Annotated in this window: 14 protein-coding genes; 13 read left to right on the forward strand and 1 reads right to left on the reverse strand. The window is 61.2% G+C overall.

What is annotated here, in order from left to right; all coding sequences use genetic code 11:
* Positions 1-89: 89 nt before the first annotated feature.
* The 5 genes from QTL96_RS30990 to gyrB all read left to right on the forward strand — a co-directional run bounded on the left by QTL96_RS30990 (position 90) and on the right by gyrB (position 5,426).
* The gene (locus QTL96_RS30990; protein WP_289730415.1) at positions 90-794 is read left to right on the forward strand and encodes a Tim44/TimA family putative adaptor protein; all 705 of its coding nucleotides are present in this window, start codon (positions 90-92) and stop codon (positions 792-794) included.
* Positions 787-1,905 (forward strand): murein transglycosylase A, encoded by a 1,119-nt coding sequence (locus tag QTL96_RS30995; protein WP_289730416.1) that lies wholly within the window; start codon positions 787-789, stop codon positions 1,903-1,905. Before QTL96_RS30990 ends, QTL96_RS30995 begins: the two co-directional genes overlap by 8 nt.
* Positions 1,905-2,483 carry a Smr/MutS family protein gene (locus QTL96_RS31000; protein WP_209188612.1) on the forward strand — a complete coding sequence of 193 codons (579 nt, stop codon included), beginning with the start codon at positions 1,905-1,907 and terminating at the stop codon, positions 2,481-2,483. The genes QTL96_RS30995 and QTL96_RS31000 overlap by 1 nt, the downstream gene beginning before the upstream one ends.
* A complete protein-coding gene (locus tag QTL96_RS31005) occupies positions 2,480-2,857 on the forward strand; it encodes a helix-turn-helix transcriptional regulator (RefSeq protein WP_289730417.1) in 378 nt (125 codons plus the stop codon). Before QTL96_RS31000 ends, QTL96_RS31005 begins: the two co-directional genes overlap by 4 nt.
* Positions 2,858-2,990: 133 nt before the next feature.
* A complete protein-coding gene (gene gyrB, locus QTL96_RS31010) occupies positions 2,991-5,426 on the forward strand; it encodes a DNA topoisomerase (ATP-hydrolyzing) subunit B (RefSeq protein WP_289730418.1) in 2,436 nt (811 codons plus the stop codon).
* A gap of 66 nt (positions 5,427-5,492) precedes the next feature.
* Here the strand turns inward: gyrB and QTL96_RS31015 are convergent, their stop codons facing one another.
* Positions 5,493-6,086, reverse strand: a complete 594-nt coding sequence (locus tag QTL96_RS31015) for a nitroreductase family protein (RefSeq protein WP_289730419.1) — start codon at positions 6,084-6,086, stop codon at positions 5,493-5,495.
* A 224-nt stretch (positions 6,087-6,310) separates the two neighbouring features.
* Between QTL96_RS31015 and QTL96_RS31020 the strand changes: the two genes are divergently transcribed.
* The 8 genes from QTL96_RS31020 to accD all read left to right on the forward strand — a co-directional run bounded on the left by QTL96_RS31020 (position 6,311) and on the right by accD (position 13,830).
* On the forward strand, positions 6,311-7,153 hold the full coding sequence (locus QTL96_RS31020) for a fumarylacetoacetate hydrolase family protein (protein WP_289730420.1): 843 nt from the start codon (positions 6,311-6,313) through the stop codon (positions 7,151-7,153).
* A gap of 204 nt (positions 7,154-7,357) precedes the next feature.
* A complete protein-coding gene (locus QTL96_RS31025; protein WP_289730460.1) occupies positions 7,358-8,635 on the forward strand; it encodes a polyhydroxyalkanoate depolymerase in 1,278 nt (425 codons plus the stop codon).
* A 145-nt stretch (positions 8,636-8,780) separates the two neighbouring features.
* Positions 8,781-9,215 (forward strand): DUF2852 domain-containing protein, encoded by a 435-nt coding sequence (locus QTL96_RS31030; RefSeq protein WP_112942608.1) that lies wholly within the window; start codon positions 8,781-8,783, stop codon positions 9,213-9,215.
* An 88-nt stretch (positions 9,216-9,303) separates the two neighbouring features.
* Positions 9,304-10,065 carry a M48 family metallopeptidase gene (locus tag QTL96_RS31035; protein ID WP_289730421.1) on the forward strand — a complete coding sequence of 254 codons (762 nt, stop codon included), beginning with the start codon at positions 9,304-9,306 and terminating at the stop codon, positions 10,063-10,065.
* A gap of 88 nt (positions 10,066-10,153) precedes the next feature.
* Positions 10,154-10,822, forward strand: a complete 669-nt coding sequence (locus tag QTL96_RS31040; RefSeq protein WP_289730422.1) for a phosphoribosylanthranilate isomerase — start codon at positions 10,154-10,156, stop codon at positions 10,820-10,822.
* Between the two features lie 2 nt (positions 10,823-10,824).
* Positions 10,825-12,045 carry a tryptophan synthase subunit beta gene (gene trpB / locus QTL96_RS31045; protein ID WP_113238245.1) on the forward strand — a complete coding sequence of 407 codons (1,221 nt, stop codon included), beginning with the start codon at positions 10,825-10,827 and terminating at the stop codon, positions 12,043-12,045.
* Positions 12,046-12,048: 3 nt separating this feature from the next.
* Complete coding sequence (gene trpA, locus QTL96_RS31050; RefSeq protein ID WP_047509147.1) at positions 12,049-12,888, forward strand: tryptophan synthase subunit alpha; 840 nt, start codon at positions 12,049-12,051, stop codon at positions 12,886-12,888.
* 39 nt (positions 12,889-12,927) lie between these two features.
* Positions 12,928-13,830, forward strand: coding sequence for an acetyl-CoA carboxylase, carboxyltransferase subunit beta (accD, locus tag QTL96_RS31055; RefSeq protein WP_289730423.1), 903 nt, complete (start codon positions 12,928-12,930; stop codon positions 13,828-13,830).
* Position 13,831: the final 1 nt, after the last annotated feature.

Consider the following 13,831-nt stretch of genomic DNA (forward strand, 5'->3'; position numbering starts at 1 on the left):
GGCCCAACGTACCGGACCCATTTGAATCATCTGTATATGCAGACTATATGGGTATACAAATTCTAGATGTTAACAGATTGCGGCGGGATATGGGTTCAAACGACTTCATCACTTTGTTTTTTCTCGTGGCGGCGGTGCTGATATTTTTGCAGCTGCGCAATGTCCTTGGTCGACGCACGGGAAATGAGAAGCCGCCACGCGATCTCTACACCCCGCGCGATGCCGCCGGCCCCGAGACACCGGATGCCGGAAAGGTCGTAACCCTGCCACGCCGCGATGCGGCAGGCGAGGAAGAAGACCGCTTCGCGGCAATCGACGCCTTTGCGCCGGCGGGCACGCCGCTCAACGAATCGCTGCGGGAGATGAACAAGGCGGATCCCTCTTTCAACCCGAAGGAATTCGTCAACGGCGCCCGCATGGCTTATGAAATGATCGTGATGGCCTTTGCCGATGGCGATCGCAAGACGCTCAAGAATCTGCTGTCGAAGGAAGTCTACGAAGGCTTCGATGCGGCGATTTCCGATCGTGAGAGCAGGGGCGAGAAGGTCAAATCCACTTTCGTCGGCATCGACAAGGCCGAAATCAAGAATGTCGAGGTCAATGGCAGCGAAGCGCAGATCACCTTGCGCATCATCAGCCAGATGATTTCCGCCACCTACGACAAGGCCGATGTCCTTGTTGACGGTGATGCGGAAACCGTTGCCGAGATCAACGATCTCTGGACATTCGCACGCGACACCCGCTCGCGCGATCCGAACTGGAAACTCGTGGCCACCGAATCGGAACATGAGTGATGATGAACGAGGCTTTGCCCTCGAGGCGATAGGCTTTGACGACCTGGAAGGCTGGCGGGATGATGATCCCTCCAGCCTTTTCGAGGCTATGGAAGCCTGTCGTCAGCATATCGAGCAAACCAAGCCCTACCGCGCCGGATCGTTGGGCCTGACCAGCGCCGATCTCCTGGACCTGTTGCAGGCCGCGAGCGATATACGACCAACATCGGCGAGCGAGGCGCTCGCCTTCTTCGAAGCACACTGTCGGCCCTTCAGGATCAGGCGAACCGACGGCCAGCCCGGCTTCGTCACTGCATTCTACGAGCCCGAGATAGCCGTCTCAGCCAGGCCCGACGACGAATACCGCTTCCCATTCTACCGTCGCCCCGATGACCTGATCGACCTCGATGATCGGAACCGCCCCGCCGCGATGGATCCGAGCTACATGTTCGGCCGCCTGCGTCAGGGAACGATCGCGCCCTATCTCGACCGCGCCGCCATCGACAAAGGCGCGCTGGAAGGGCAGGGGCTGGAAATTTGCTGGGCAAAATCGAAGGTCGACGTCTTCTTCGTGCATGTCCAGGGCGCCGCACGCCTGCGTTACCCCGATGGGCGCACGGGGCGGATCACCTATGCCGCGAAGGCCGGCCATCCGTTTTCGGCGATCGGCAAACTGCTGATCGATCTCGGCGAGATCGATAAGGTGAACATCTCGATGCAATCGATCCGGCATTGGCTGGCGACTAACCCCGGCCGTGTCGATGACATCCTCGCGCACAACCGGTCCTACATTTTCTTCCGTGAGGTCGAGATCGACAACGAGCATGCCGGCCCGATCGCGGCCGCCAAGGTGCCGCTCATCGCAGGACGATCGCTTGCCGTCGATCGCCTGATCCACACCTTCGGCTTTCCGTTCTACATCCACTCGCAAGGCCTGCTGCATCTGCAGGGTGGGAAGCCCTTCCAGCGCCTGATGTTGGCGCTCGACACCGGCTCGGCCATCGTTGGCCCGGCGCGAGGCGATATCTTTACGGGCTCCGGCGACACGGCCGGCGAGCTTGCCGGCACCGTGCGCCATGACGCCGATTTCGCGATCCTGATCCCGAACAAAGCCGCCGCGAGGTTTGCGTGATGGCGAAGGATCGCAAGCTCAGCGCCGATGAACGCATTTTGTGGGGCAAGGTTGCCCGCAGCACGCGCCCCATGCCGGGCAACGCCGGGGCAATGAACGAGCTCGATGCTTTCCTGGTGGAGGCCGAAAAGGAAGCGGATGTCGCCAACCTGAAAGCCGCCGCCGCACCAAAATCGGTCGCAGGCGCTAGCGGGCAACCTGAACCGTCAGCGGCACCGAAGCCTGCGGGTGGCATCCACCACCCACTGGAGCGCCCGGTGAAGCGCAAGATCGCCAAGGGCCGCCTCGCGCTCGAGGCGCGCATCGATCTCCATGGCCTCGTTCAAAGCGAAGCCCACATCATGCTGCTCGAATTCCTGATGCGGGCCCACGATCGCGGCATGCGTCATGTCCTCGTCATCACTGGCAAGGGCAGTTCGCTCGGCAGCGATGGCGCGTTGAAGCGTGCCGTGCCGATGTGGTTTTCCAAGCCCGAATTTCGCTATCTCATCTCGTCTTACGAGGCTGCGGCGCAGCACCATGGCGGCGAGGGCGCACTCTACATCCGCCTCTCTCGTCGTGTGGGCGATCGGCTATGACGCCGTTCGGGGAGGCGATCCGCAAGCTGAGAGAGCGCAAGGGGGTGTCGCAGAAGCAGATGGCAGAGGCGTTGAACGTGTCTCCAGCCTATCTCTCGGCACTCGAGCATGGAAAGCGCGGTGTCCCGACCTTCGACCTTCTGCAGCGCATCGCCGGCTACTTCAACATCATCTGGGACGAAGCAGACGATCTGTTCCTGATCGCGCGCTTTTCCGATCCGCGAATTGTCATCGATACCTCGGGTTTGGCGGCCGAATACACGACCTTCGCCAACCGTTTGGCAGGGTCTATTCGCCATCTGGATGAGGTGACCCTGGCAAAACTGTCGGAGGTTCTCGAAAATGCGGAAAACGCCGACGGAAAACGGTCATAATCCCCTGTTTTATGCGCTCTTGGCGACCGCTGGCATTGGGAACTTCATGCAAAAACCCTATATTCAACGTGATTAAGGCCGGTGATTCGCCCGCGTGTCACCACGGCATCGACAACAGGGAATTCTCGACAATATGACCGATACACCCGCGACGGAAAACGGCGTTAGCACCGAGTATGGCGCAGACTCGATCAAGGTCCTGAAAGGTCTTGACGCCGTGCGCAAGCGCCCCGGCATGTATATCGGTGATACCGATGACGGCTCCGGTCTGCATCACATGGTCTACGAAGTCGTCGACAACGCCATCGACGAAGCCCTGGCCGGTCATGCAGACATCGTCACTGTCACGCTCAATGCCGATGGTTCCGTCACCGTCACCGACAACGGCCGCGGTATCCCAACGGACATTCACAGCGGCGAAGGCATTTCGGCTGCCGAAGTCATCATGACCCAGCTGCATGCCGGCGGTAAGTTCGACCAGAATTCCTACAAGGTCTCCGGCGGTCTGCACGGCGTCGGCGTTTCCGTCGTCAACGCGCTATCCGTCTGGCTCAAGCTGAAGATCCGCCGCCAGGGCAAGATCCATGAGATGAGCTTCACGCACGGCGTGTCGGATGCCCCGCTCAAGGAAACCGGTGATTCCGGTGGCCTGACCGGCACCGAAGTCAGCTTCATGCCGAGCTCCGAAACCTTCACGATGATCGAGTTCGATTTCAACACGCTCGAACACCGCCTGCGCGAACTTGCCTTCCTCAATTCCGGCGTTCGCATCCTCCTGACCGACAAGCGCCATTCCGACGTGCGCCAGGAAGAGCTGCTTTATGATGGCGGCCTCGAAGCCTTCGTCTCCTACCTCGATCGCGCCAAGAAGCCGCTGGTCGAGCGCCCGGTCGCAATTCGTGGTGACAAGGATGGGATCACCGTCGAAGTCGCGATGTGGTGGAACGACAGCTACCACGAAAACGTGCTCTGCTTCACCAACAACATCCCACAGCGCGATGGCGGCACCCATATGGCGGGCTTCCGCGCCGCGCTGACCCGCCAGATCACCTCTTATGCCGACACCTCGGGCATCACCAAGAAGGAGAAGGTTTCTCTGACGGGTGACGATTGCCGTGAGGGCCTGACGGCTGTTCTCTCGGTCAAGGTACCGGATCCGAAGTTCTCGTCGCAGACCAAGGACAAGCTCGTTTCATCCGAAGTTCGTCCGGTCGTCGAAAATCTCGTCAGCGAGGCGCTGAGCACTTGGCTGGAAGAACATCCGGCTGACGCCAAGATCCTCGTCGGCAAGGTGGTCGAAGCCGCCGCCGCGCGCGAAGCCGCCCGCAAGGCGCGCGAACTGACGCGCCGCAAGGGTGCGCTCGATATCGCCTCGCTTCCCGGCAAGCTCGCCGATTGCTCCGAGCGCGATCCGTCCAAGTCCGAAGTCTTCCTCGTCGAGGGTGACTCGGCAGGCGGTTCGGCCAAGCAGGGTCGCTCGCGCGAAAACCAGGCCATCCTGCCGCTGCGCGGTAAGATCCTGAACGTCGAACGCGCGCGCTTCGACAAGATGCTGTCGAGCCAGGAAATCGGCACGCTGATCACCGCGCTCGGCGCCGGTATCGGCAAGGACGAGTTCAACGCCGACAAGCTGCGCTACCACAAAATCATCATCATGACGGACGCTGACGTCGACGGCGCCCACATCAGAACGCTGCTGTTGACCTTCTTCTTCCGCCAGATGCCGGAATTGATCGAGCGTGGTCACATCTACATCGCCCAGCCGCCGCTCTATAAGGTGTCGCGCGGCAAGTCGATCCAGTATCTCAAAGACGAAAAGGCGCTTGAGGAATACCTCATCGCCCAGGGTCTCGATGACGCTGCGCTGACGCTCGGCAGCGGCGAAGTCCGCGTCGGTCAGGATCTGCGCGAAGTTATCGTCGATGCACTGCGCCTGCGCGCGCTGCTCGATAATCTGCATTCGCGTTACAATCGCGCGGTCGTCGAGCAGGCGGCCATCGCCGGCGCGCTCAACGCCGAGGCGATCAGCGATAATGCCCGCGCCCAGGAGCTGGTGGCCGAAGTGGCACGTCGCCTCGACGTTATCGCCGAGGAAACCGAGCGTGGCTGGGAAGGCGGCCTGACGAGCGAAGGTGGCCTGCGTCTCGAGCGGATGGTTCGAGGCGTCAAGGAAGTCGTGGTTCTCGACATTGCGCTCATCGGTTCGCAGGATGCCCGCCTGATCGACCAGATGTCGGCTCGCCTGAAGGAAATCTACCAGACGCCGCCGAAGCTGACGCGTCGCGACGGTAACCTGGAACTGTCAGGTGCGCGCGAACTGCTGGAAGCCGTTTTCGCAAGCGGCCGCAAGGGCTTGACCATGCAGCGCTACAAGGGCCTCGGCGAAATGAACGCCGAGCAGCTCTGGGAAACAACGCTCGATCCTAACGTCCGCTCGCTGCTGCAGGTGCGCGTCAGCGACGCCACGGATGCGGATGGTCTCTTCGCCCGCCTCATGGGCGATGAGGTCGAGCCGCGCCGCGAATTCATCCAGGAAAACGCGCTCAACGTCGCCAATCTCGACATCTGATCGCTGGCATTTATCGACAAACGGCCCTGCGGCTCGCCAGCCGCGGGGTCGTTTTTTATTGTGCTCTTATCCGGCTACGAATTTACCCTTGAAAGCGACTTCGGCCAGCGGCTTGCGCTGGCTGGGGAATTCGCGTTCCTGGTTGCGCTCCGAAAGCACGCTCTTGTCGGCAAGGCGTCCGAACGCGATGCCCGCCTCCACGCGGTAGCCTTCCGGAATGGCGAACGTGTCGCGGATCTCGTCATGCTTGATGCCGCCCATCCCGTGGGCATAGAAGCCGGAGAGCTTGGCCTGCAGCGCCAGATAGCCCCAGGCGGTGCCGGCATCGAAGGAGTGCGTATAACTCTTGCGCCCCTCGGAAAAGTCGCCGTTGAAACCCTTCGACACGACGAAGATCAGCGCGGATGCATTCTTCGCCCATTCCTGATTGGACTCGACCAGGAGCGATACAAACGTGTCCCAGTCGTCGGAACCCTTCAGCGTGTAGATGAAGCGCCACGGCTGCTGGTTGGCGGAGGAGGGTGCCCAATGCGCGGCGTCCAGCACGGTCATGAGGTCAGCTTCATCGATGATCTCACCGGTAAAGGCGCGGGGCGACCAGCGGTCGAGAAAGATCGGCTCGATCGGGTATCGGGATTCGCGGCTGTTGCTCTTTGTCATGATCTTTCCGATGGTTGGTAGCGCGGTGCCGGGGTCTCCTCGGCAAACGCAGTCTTGTCACTCTTATATGTGGGCACCACGCGCCGGAAAGACAGTGGCCCCTTGCCCGGATTTTTGCCGGACTTTTAAACGAGCGTACCGCTCGCACGAAAAGCCGTAATGACACCGGTGAATAATTCGTTCATAGGTGATGGAAACATGGCTCACGCTGAGGAGGATATTCGATGAAGCTCATGCGCGTTGGAGAGATCGGCCAGGAAAAGCCGGCAATGCTGGATGCGGACGGCAAGATCAGGGATCTGTCCGGTCATGTATCGGATATCGCGGGCGCGGCGATCTCGCCTGAGGGCTTGGCCAAACTGGCGGCGATCGACCCGAAAACCCTTCCCGAGCTTCAGCCTGGTCGCATCGGCGCCTGCGTCGCCGGCACCGGCAAGTTCATCTGCATCGGCCTGAACTTCTCCGACCACGCCGCCGAGACCGGCGCCGCTGTGCCGCCGGAACCCGTCATTTTCATGAAGGCCACCTCGGCCATCGTCGGCCCGAACGATAACGTTCTAATCCCGCGCGGCTCCGAAAAGACCGATTGGGAAGTCGAGCTTGGCGTCGTCATCGGCAAGACCGCTAAATATGTCAGCGAGGCGGACGCTCTCGATTACGTGGCGGGCTACTGCGTCTCGCACGACGTCTCCGAGCGCGCCTTCCAGACGGAGCGCGCCGGACAGTGGACCAAGGGCAAGTCCTGCGACACCTTCGGCCCGATCGGCCCATGGCTGGTGACCAAGGACGAGATCGCCGACCCGCAGAACCTCGGCATGTGGCTGAAGGTCAATGGGGAAACCATGCAGAACGGCTCGTCGAAGACCATGGTTTATGGCGTCGCCTTCGTCGTTTCCTATCTCAGTCAGTTCATGTCGCTGCATCCGGGCGATGTCATCTCGACCGGCACCCCTCCTGGCGTTGGCATGGGCATGAAGCCGCCGCGCTTCCTGCGCGCAGGCGACGTTGTCGAGCTCGGCATCGAAGGGCTAGGCACGCAGAAGCAGACGTTCCAGGCCGATTTCTAGGCGTTTGACGAGTGTTAAGCATTTGAGCGCAGCATCATGCCGGGGAGAGAATCCCCGGCATTTCTTTATTGCGGTGCGGATCGCTCATGTTGCTGTGCAACAAAAACCTGTTACTGTGCGTTGAGATGCCAGCACATCGTTGGAAAGAGTCCGATGCCTTTCAGCAGGCGTCATCTTCCAGATGAAAGAAAGGTGATGCATCTCATGTTTTACCAGCTTTATGAAATGAATCATGCCGCGATGGCGCCATACCGCGCCGTGGCCGATATCATGCGGCTTGCCTACGCCAACCCGCTCAATCCGCTGTCCCAAACCCCCTGGGGCCGGACAATGGCCGCAGCACTTGAGATGTTCGAGCGCACGACGCGCCGCTACGGCAAGCCGTCCTTCGATCTGCCCGAGACCGTCGTCGGCGACAAGAAGGTCGCTGTTCGAGAAGAGGTCGTCTGGGCGCGGCCCTTCTGCAATCTGCTGCATTTCTCGCGCAACCTGCCGGCTGGCCACGCTCCCGACCCGCGCATCCTGATCGTCGCCCCCATGTCCGGGCACTATGCGACGCTTCTGCGCGGCACGGTCGAAGCGCTGCTGCCGAGCGCGGATGTCTACATCACCGATTGGATCGACGCCCGCATGGTGCCGATGACCGACGGGACCTTCGATTTCAACGATTATGTCGACTACGTCATCGAGATGCTGCACTTCCTCGGGCCGGACACGCACGTGATCGCGGTCTGTCAGCCCTCCGTGCCGGTGCTCGCTGCTGCAGCCGTCATGGAAGAGGCCAACGATCCGCTGGCGCCGGCGTCGATGACGCTGATGGGTGGCCCGATCGATACCCGCATCAATCCGACCGCTGTCAACCAGCTGGCCAAGGACAAGCCGCTGGAATGGTTCGCCGAAAACGTGATCATGAACGTCCCCTGGCCGCAGCCGGGCTTCATGCGCCCGGTCTATCCGGGGTTCCTGCAGCTCTCAGGCTTCATGTCGATGAACCTCGATCGGCATCTGGTCGCCCACAAGGAATTCTTCATGCACCTGGTGAAGAACGACGGCGAGCCGGCCGAGAAGCACCGCGACTTCTACGACGAATATCTCGCTGTCATGGATCTGACCGCCGAGTTCTACCTGCAGACCGTCGATCAGGTCTTCATCAGACACGCGCTTCCGAAGGGTGAACTCGAGCATCGCGGCAAGTTGGTCGACCCCACGGCGATCCGCAACGTGGCGCTTCTGACCGTCGAAGGCGAGAACGACGACATCTCGGGTGTCGGCCAGACCAAGGCCGCGCAGACCATCTGCACCAACATCCCCGACCACATGCGCATGCACTACCTGCAGCCGGATGTCGGCCACTACGGCGTCTTCAACGGCTCGCGCTTCCGCCGCGAAATCGCGCCGCGCATCATCAACTTCGTCCGCGAGCATGGCCGCGCCGGAAAGCCTGCGGTCAAACGCGTGATCAAGGGCGGCAAATCAAGCTGATTTAGCATCATCTGAATTAGCGTTGTGCTTTCAAGGCCTTGTCCGATTTGAGCGGAGATCGTCTTGAAGCGGTGTCAAACGGTAACCACATCGATTTCCAGCGTTCGGCATTTCGCCGGGCGCGAAAATGCGAGGATACCGCACGATGAACCAGTCAGCATTGCTTCGCCCGGATTGGACTCCGGCTACCATTGCCCTGATGATCCTCGGCTTCGTGGTTTTCTGGCCTCTGGGTCTCGCCATGCTCGCCTACATCATCTTCGGGGAGCGTCTGCGTGGCTTCAAGCGCGACGCCAATAGTGCCGCTGATGGATTCTTCGCCGGCTGCCGACGTTCGCATGGCCGCTATCGCCCGCACTTCACCACGGGCAATGTCGCCTTCGACGATTGGCGCAAGGCCGAGCTCGACAGGCTTGAGGAAGAACGCCGCAAGCTCGATGAAATGCGCGAGGACTTCGAAACCTATGTGCGCGAGCTCCGCCGCGCCAAGGACCAGGACGAGTTCGACCGCTACATGCGCGATCGCAAGAACACCAGGCGCGACGATAACGGCCCGGTTGCCGAATATCAGGCGCCGTAACCGCGATCGGCATCAAAACATCAGCCGGCACCATCAGGTGCCGGTTTTTCTTTGACCGGAATTGCGACGAATCATATAGAAAATGCCGATGTTCCCGCTCTTGTCCAAGCCACGACGCAGTGTCCGCAAACCGGCTCCGCCGGAGACGCGCACGCTCGACGTTGCCGGACGGCTAATGCCGCTGACGATCAAGCAGCACGAGCGCGCAACCCGCATCACGCTGCGCATCGAGCCCGGCGGCCGGGCCCTGAAGATGACGATCCCGAGCGGTCTGGCGCGACGCGATGTCGACGCCTTCCTCGACCGGCACCAGGGCTGGCTCATGACCAAGCTCGCGAAATTCTCGACCGATACCGGCCTTCACGATGGCGGCACGATCCTTTTTCGCGGCGTGTCCCATCGCATCCAGCACACGGGCAGCCTGCGCGGACTGACCGAGGCGACCGTCGTCGACGGCAAGCCGGTGCTGCGGGTGAGCGGCATGCCGGAGCATCTCGGCCGCCGCATCGCGACGTTTCTCAAGAAGGAAGCACGCGCCGATCTGGAGCGCCTGGCAAAGTTCCATGCACATTCGATCCGGGCGCCGATAAAGTCGATCTCGATGAAGGACACGCGCAGCCGCTGGGGCTCCTGTTCGGCCGAGGGAAACCTCAGCTTCTCCTGGCGCATCATCATGGCGCCGCCATCAGTCGTCGATTATCTCGCCGCCCACGAAGTTGCCCATCTCAAGGAGATGAACCACGGTCCCCACTTCTGGGCGCTTTGCAAGAAGCTCTGCCCTGGCATGGAAGATGCGAAATCCTGGCTGAAGCGGCAGGGTAGCCTGCTGCACGCGATCGACTTCGACTGATCTGCCTCCGCCAATAAACCACCGTCCAAAATACCGCAGCACTCGGAATTGGCTCGACTCACGGCCTTTTTCGTGTCACTTCGCTGCCATGAAACCGGATATCAAAATCTGCGGCCTGAAAACGGCCGAAGCGATCGATCGCGCGGTGACGCGCGGCGCGACCCATATCGGCTTCATCTTCTTCGAAAAGAGCCCGCGCTATATCGAGCCCGACGATGCCGCCAAGCTGGCCGACCGGGTGCGCGGCCGCGCCAAGATCGTTGCGGTGGTGGTCAATCCGACCAATGATGATCTCGACGAGATCGTCGCCACGTTGAGGCCGGATATTCTTCAGCTTCACGGTGACGAGAGCCCCGAGCGCGTTTTGACCATAAAGGCCGTGTACGCTTTGCCCGTTATGAAGGCGTTTTCGATCCGCACCGCCGATGATCTGAAGCGCGTCGAGGCCTATATTGGTATCGCCGATCGTTTCCTCTTCGACGCGAAGCCGCCGAAGGGATCGGAATTGCCGGGCGGCAATGGCGTGTCCTTCGACTGGACGCTGCTCAGCTGGCTTGACGGCACCGTGGATTACATGCTTTCCGGTGGCCTGAACAAGGACAACATCGCCGAAGCTCTTGCCATCACCAAGGCGCCGGGGCTCGATGCGTCCTCGGGCCTGGAAAGCGCGCCCGGCGTGAAAAGCGTCGCACTGATTGATGAGTTTTTCGATGCGGTCGAGCAGGCTTGCCGGCCTGAAACGGCCTCAGGGAGTTGATAGTGAACGAGACCCCAAAACCCAATTCATTCCGCTCCGGTCCCGATGAGGATGGCCGTTTCGGTATTTACGGCGGCCGCTTCGTCGCCGAAACGCTGATGCCGCTGATCCTGGAACTGCAGGACGAGTGGGACAAGGCCAAGACCGACCCGGAATTCCAGGCGGAGTTGAAGCATCTCGGCACGCATTATATCGGCCGCCCGAGCCCGCTCTATTTCGCCGAGCGCCTGACCGCCGAACTCGGCGGCGCCAAGATCTATTTCAAGCGTGAAGAGCTGAACCACACCGGTTCGCACAAGATCAACAACTGCATCGGCCAGATTCTGCTTGCCAAGCGCATGGGCAAGACCCGCATCATCGCGGAAACCGGCGCCGGCCAGCACGGCGTTGCCTCGGCAACCGTTGCCGCCCGTTTCGGTCTCCCCTGCGTCGTCTACATGGGCGCGACCGATGTCGAGCGCCAGGCGCCGAACGTGTTCCGCATGAAGCTTCTGGGCGCCGAAGTGAAGCCGGTTACCGCCGGTCACGGCACGCTCAAGGACGCCATGAACGAGGCGCTGCGCGACTGGGTCACCAATGTCGACGACACCTATTACCTGATCGGCACGGCCGCTGGCCCGCATCCCTATCCTGAGATGGTGCGCGATTTCCAGGCCGTGATTGGCGCCGAAGCCAAGGAGCAGATGCTCGAAGCCGAAGGCCGCCTGCCGGATCTCGTTGTTGCGGCCGTTGGCGGCGGCTCGAACGCGATCGGCATCTTCCATTCGTTCCTGGATGACGCCAGCGTCAAGATCGTCGGCGTCGAAGCTGGCGGCAAGGGCCTGCAGGGCGACGAGCATTGCGCCTCGATCACCGCGGGCTCGCCGGGCGTTCTCCATGGCAACCGCACCTATCTGCTGCAGGATAGCGACGGCCAGATCAAGGAAGGCCACTCGATTTCGGCCGGCCTCGATTATCCCGGCATCGGCCCCGAGCACTCCTATCTGAACGATATCGGCCGCGTCGAATACGTGCCGATCATGGACCACGAAGCGCTCGAAGCCTTCCAGACGCTGACGCGCCTTGAAGGCATCATTCCCGCGCTCGAGCCCTCGCACGCATTGGCCGAAGTCATCAAGCGCGCGCCGAAGATGGGCAAGGACGAGATCATCCTGATGAACCTGTCCGGTCGCGGCGACAAGGACATCTTCACCGTCGGCAAGATTCTGGGAATGGGTGCATAAGTCATGACCGCACGTATGGACAAACGCTTTGCAGCTCTGAAGGCAGAAGGCCGCCCGGCGCTGGTCACCTATTTCATGGGCGGTGATCCCGATTACGACACCTCGCTCGGCATCATGAAGGCGCTGCCGGAAGCGGGCTCCGATATCATCGAGCTCGGCATGCCCTTCTCCGATCCGATGGCCGATGGCCCGGCGATCCAGATGGCCGGCCAGCGTGCGCTGAAGGCCGGTCAGACGCTGAAGAAGACGCTGCAGCTCGCAGCCGACTTCCGCAAGACCGATAACGACACGCCGATCGTCCTGATGGGTTACTACAACCCGATCTACGTGCACGGCGTCGAACAGTTTCTCGACGATGCGCTGGAAGCGGGCATCGACGGCCTGATCGTGGTCGACCTGCCACCGGAAATGGACGACGAGCTCTGCATCCCGGCATTGCGCAAGGGCATCAATTTCATCCGGCTCGCCACCCCGACCACCGATGAAAAGCGCCTGCCGGTCGTTCTGAAGAACACGTCCGGCTTCGTCTATTATGTCTCGATGAACGGTATCACCGGCTCGGCGCTGCCGGATCCGACGCTCGTTGCCGGCGCCGTCAAGCGCATCAAGAACCACACCGATCTGCCTGTCTGCGTCGGCTTCGGCGTCAAGACGGCCGACCATGCGAAGGTCATAGGCGCCTCTGCCGATGGCGTCGTCGTCGGCACGGCAATCGTCAACCAGGTAGCCCTCAGCCTGACCAAGGACGGGAAGGCGACAGCCGATACCGTACAGGCTGTCGCAACGCTCGTTCGCGGGCTGTCATCGGGAACACGTTCGGCGCGCCTTGTTGCTGCCGAATAGTTTTCCCACATTGGCAAGAGTTAATCAGGAGTTTTCGACTTGAACTGGATCACCAACTACGTTCGCCCCCGCATCAATTCCATGCTGGGCCGCCGCGAAGTGCCGGAGAACCTCTGGATCAAGTGCCCGGAAACGGGCGAAATGGTCTTCCATAAGGATCTAGAAGACAACAAGTGGGTCATCCCGGCTTCCGGCTATCACATGAAGATGCCGGCCAAGGCTCGGCTCGCCGATCTCTTCGACGACGGCGCCTATGAAGCGCTGATCCAGCCGAAGGTCGCACAGGATCCGCTGAAGTTCCGGGATTCCAAGAAGTATACGGATCGTCTGCGCGATAGCCGCATCAAGACCGACCAGGAAGACACGATCGTTGCCGGCGTCGGCAAGGTTCGCGGCCTGAAGCTCGTTGCCGTCGTGCACGAGTTCAACTTCATGGGCGGCTCGCTCGGAATCGCCGCCGGTGAAGCGATCGTCAAGGCCTTCGAGCGCGCCATCGCGGAGAAGTGCCCGCTGGTCATGTTCCCGGCGTCGGGCGGCGCCCGCATGCAGGAAGGCATTCTGTCGCTGATGCAGCTGCCGCGCACCACCGTTGCCGTCGACATGCTGAAGGAAGCCGGCCAGCCCTACATCGTCGTGCTGACAAACCCGACGACCGGCGGCGTCACCGCCTCCTACGCCATGCTCGGCGATATCCACATGGCCGAGCCCGGCGCCGAAATCTGCTTTGCCGGCAAGCGCGTCATCGAGCAGACCATCCGCGAAAAGCTGCCGGAAGGCTTCCAGACGTCGGAATACCTGCTCGAGCACGGCATGGTCGACATGGTCGTCAAGCGTCATGACATTCCCGATACGCTCGCGCGTGTCCTGAAGATCCTGACGAAGAAGCCGGCTGCCGTTGCCAACGAAAACAACGGCACGCTTGCGATCGCCGCAAGCGCCTGAC

Origin of the sequence: Rhizobium sp. S163 (genome assembly GCF_030380805.1) — a bacterium.
GTDB lineage: Bacteria > Pseudomonadota > Alphaproteobacteria > Rhizobiales > Rhizobiaceae > Rhizobium.